The 3,763-nt window shown below is 52.6% G+C and carries 3 protein-coding genes; all 3 read left to right on the top strand.

Going from position 1 to position 3,763, the window contains the following annotated elements:
* The first annotated feature begins 153 nt into the window (after nucleotides 1–153).
* Nucleotides 154–1,110 (top strand): hypothetical protein, encoded by a 957-nt coding sequence (locus tag PK629_05540; GenBank protein ID HOP10936.1) that lies wholly within the window; start codon nucleotides 154–156, stop codon nucleotides 1,108–1,110.
* Nucleotides 1,111–1,124: 14 nt separating this feature from the next.
* Nucleotides 1,125–2,408 (top strand): sialidase family protein, encoded by a 1,284-nt coding sequence (locus tag PK629_05535; protein ID HOP10935.1) that lies wholly within the window; start codon nucleotides 1,125–1,127, stop codon nucleotides 2,406–2,408.
* 150 nt (nucleotides 2,409–2,558) lie between these two features.
* The coding region (locus PK629_05530; protein ID HOP10934.1) for a LysM peptidoglycan-binding domain-containing protein at nucleotides 2,559–3,763 on the top strand (1,205 nt) is incomplete at its 3' end.

The following is a 3,763-nucleotide window of genomic DNA, read 5'->3' as shown; positions in this document are numbered from 1 at the left end:
TCGCTACTCTTTTTTTCCTCCTCCCTTTTGTAACACATCAATTGTAATCCTACATTTCGCGTTCAGCTTGCCCGATTTTGGACTTTTTCTTGTCACTGTCAAGAATTTCTGTTATAATAACCCGCAGAAATTCACGAAAGGGTTTTATGAATTATGGCTCCATCGAGTTATACGTTTCGCCTCGCCACGCCAAATCCCTGTTTCGATCTGTCGCCGCACCACACCCGGATGACGGCTTGCTATCGGGATAAGGCGGGCATGTACCACCTTTTCACCGATTTCATCGACGCAGCGCAAAACACCATCCAGTCATGGGCTTCCGACATCCGGCAATACGACAGCCCCGACCTGCTGCACTGGCAGTATCAAGGCATCGCGGTCGAAAAAAGTACTTTAGGTCAGCCCGATGATTACGGGGCTTCCTCACCGGGTATTTTATACCATAACGATAAAATCTATCTGTTTTACGCGGGCAGGCAGACCCCCGTCGGCGAAATGAATTCGCTGGCAGGTCCCGGCGAGCCCGGATACTTAATCAGCCGCATCTGTCTTGCCGTCGCTCCGGCGGACGAACTCGGACGCATCACCGGCCCGTTCGAGAAAAAGGGCATCGTCATTGACACCGATGCATATTGGCGCTCCATGCGTGTCGACGACCCTTGTGCAATCTTTCAAAACGGGCAATTTCTGCTCTATTATAAGGGTTTTTATAAAACCGGCTCCGAGCGGATTTTTTCGGTGGGATTTGCGCGGTCGAACGAAAACGATTTGCATTTTGTTTCGGATAAAACTCCCGCTTTCTCGGTAGACAGCGGCTGCGAGATGCCCAGAGTTTTTCTCAAAGACGGGCAAAAAGAATTATTTCTGCGGCATTTTAAACCCATTCCCAATAAAATTGGGTTATGGGGTCATTACCGCGAAGATAAAAACGGTGATTTTATCCCGGTTAATCTCAATCTTTTCAACGGTGCGGGCGACCGCAGTCCGGGTGCGAAAACCGCCGCTGATATCAGCTCCGTTTATCTTGAAAACGGTGAGATCACCGGTGAAATTTTGGCCTGCGGCAGCCAAGACGGTATTTTAAAGCAGTGGCTTTATGATATAGATTAAAGGAGTAAAGAAACATGAAAAACGAACATTGCATCACCCCGCTGGCCGACGATTATGTCGCCGTCTGTAAATCGCCCTCTCCCAAAGATGTCTACCTCTACAGCCCCGGTATCTGCGTCATGAAAAGCGGCCGGATCGTGATCACCATGGACATCTCGGGCGCTGGTATGGACATCGTCCCGGGCGTCAAATATGAAGGTAAAAGAAAAGACGGTTCGACCTTCTCCTGGCAGGGCCGTGTTTACATCTCCGACGACGGCGGCAAGACCTGGACACACACCGCCAACTATCCGCTGCTGCATGCCCGCCCGTTTTTGGACGGCGATACGCTTTATATCGTCGGTCACGCCGAGGACTTGTCGGTCATCCGCTCCGACGACGGCGGTTTGACTTGGACAAAGCCCGAATTTTTTACACAGGGTGAAAACTGGCATCAAGCCCCCTGCAACGTGCTTTATAAAAACGGATATATCTATCTCGTCATGGAACGGCATAAGAAAAACGTCAAGCGGTCGTGGGTCTCGACCCTCTCGCCCTTTCTGATGCGCGGCAAGCTCGGCACCGACCTGACGAAAAAAGAAAATTGGACGTTCGCCTCGGAGATCGTCTTCAAGGACTTCGTTGATTCGGACAAAATCGAATATTTCGGTATTCCGTTTTTGCTGACCGAAAAAGAGGAAAGTACCGAACTCGCGCCGCACCGCTATACCGCGCCGCTCGGTTGGCTGGAATCCAACGTTGTGCAGTTCACCGATCCCCGCCATCCCCTATACGACCCGACCGGCCATACTTTTCATATCTGGGCGCGGGCCAATACCGAGCGCACCAACATCGCTGCGATGTTGAAAGTCGTCGAAAACCCCGACGGCACCATGACCTCGATGCTCGAAACTGCCCCCTCCGGCAAGACGATGGTGTTCGTACCCTGCCCCGGCGGCCAGATGAAATTTCATATTTTATACGATGATGTCACCGAACTCTATTGGCTGCTGAGCACGCAGTCGACCGACAGCATGGTCAAGCTCGAAGACATGGAGGACGACCGGTACGGCCTGCCCGACAACGAACGCCAACGGCTGACGCTGCATTTTTCAAAAAACTGCATCGATTGGTGCTTCGCGGGATTGGTCGCCGCGGGCAAGACCCAGCGGCAGGCGCGGCACTACGCCTCGATGGCCATCGACGGCGAGGATCTCTGCATATTAAGCCGCTCAGGCGACGAAGAGGCCGCCACCGCTCACAACGGCAACGTCATCACCTTCCACCGCGTTAAAAACTTCCGGGGCTTAGTCTATTAAATTGATATCATGTACGGGCGAACGCAGTTCGCCCCTACAAACATTCGCATACGGGCGGCCACATGGGGCCGCCCCTATTTTTTCTCCTTACTCACTCACCTTTGGTTGTGCACATATACTGTAAAGTAAAACAGTCAAAGGAGAATGAATATGGTCATTTATGTGGTTAAGCCGGGAGACAGCATCTATTCCATTTCACAAATTTACGGCGTGTCCTCTGCGGCAATTATACAGGCCAACGGCCTAACCAATCCCGATCGACTGGTCATCGGGCAGGCCTTGGTGATTCCGCTTCCGAGTACCTATACCGTCAAATCCGGCGATTCCCTCTATTCCATCTCGCGCATGTTCGGCATTACGCTGACGGCACTGCAGCAGGCAAATCCCCAAATCACCAATCCCGCGCGGATCAACATCGGTCAGGTGATCAACATCCCCCCGCAGCCCAAACTGGGCACTATCGATGTCAACGGATACGCTTTCCCGAACATCAATATGGAATTACTGCAAAGCGTTCTGCCCGATCTTACATATCTCTCGATATTCAATTATGAGGTCAAACCCGACGGCAGCCTGTCAACTATCAACGATACCCCACTAATTCAAGCCGCCCGAGCCGGAGGAGTCGCCCCGATGATGGTCATCACCAATATCGAAGAAGGCGGCGGTTTCAGCAGCGAACTCGGCAGTACCATCCTGAACAATCAAGCGGTGCAGGACACCCTGCTGAACAATGTCGTTCAAACGCTGCAGAGCAAGAATTACTATGGTCTGGATATCGATTTCGAATTCATCTACCCCAGCGACCGGGAGGCTTACAACGCTTTTCTGCGCAAAACAGCCGCTCTGCTCAAACCGATGGGCTATACCCTGACCACCGCCGTCGCCCCGAAAGTCAGCGCTTCCCAGCCCGGGTTGCTGTATGAGGCACACGACTACCCCGTCCACGGAGAAGTGGCCGACCATGTCATCATCATGACGTACGAATGGGGATATACCTACGGTCCCGCGCGCGCCGTCGCCCCGTTGGATCAAGTACGCAGGGTCATCCAATACGCCGTCACAGCGATTCCGAGTCAGAAAATATTGATGGGAATCCCCAATTACGGCTACGACTGGACACTGCCTTTTGTACAGGGTTCAGCAGCACGCACCCTTTCCAATGTTGAGGCGGTGGAGCAGGCGGCCCGTGTGGGAGCCAATATCGAATTTGACATCACGGCTCAGTCGCCTTATTACTATTATTACAGCGGGGGAAAGCGCCATGCCGTGTGGTTTGAAGACGCACGCAGCATCCGGGCCAAACTGCTTTTGGTCAATCAATATAACCTCGGCGGCATCAGCTATTGGACCAT

Source organism: Oscillospiraceae bacterium, assembly GCA_035380125.1.
GTDB lineage: Bacteria > Bacillota > Clostridia > Oscillospirales > JAKOTC01 > DAOPZJ01.
This window is presented reverse-complemented; position numbering and strand designations above follow the sequence as displayed.

Coding starts and splice junctions, on each gene's coding strand:
- PK629_05540 (HOP10936.1), top strand. CDS start 154: ATGGCTCCATCGAGTTATACGTTTCGCCTCGCCACGCCAAATCCCTGT.
- PK629_05535 (HOP10935.1), top strand. CDS start 1,125: ATGAAAAACGAACATTGCATCACCCCGCTGGCCGACGATTATGTCGCC.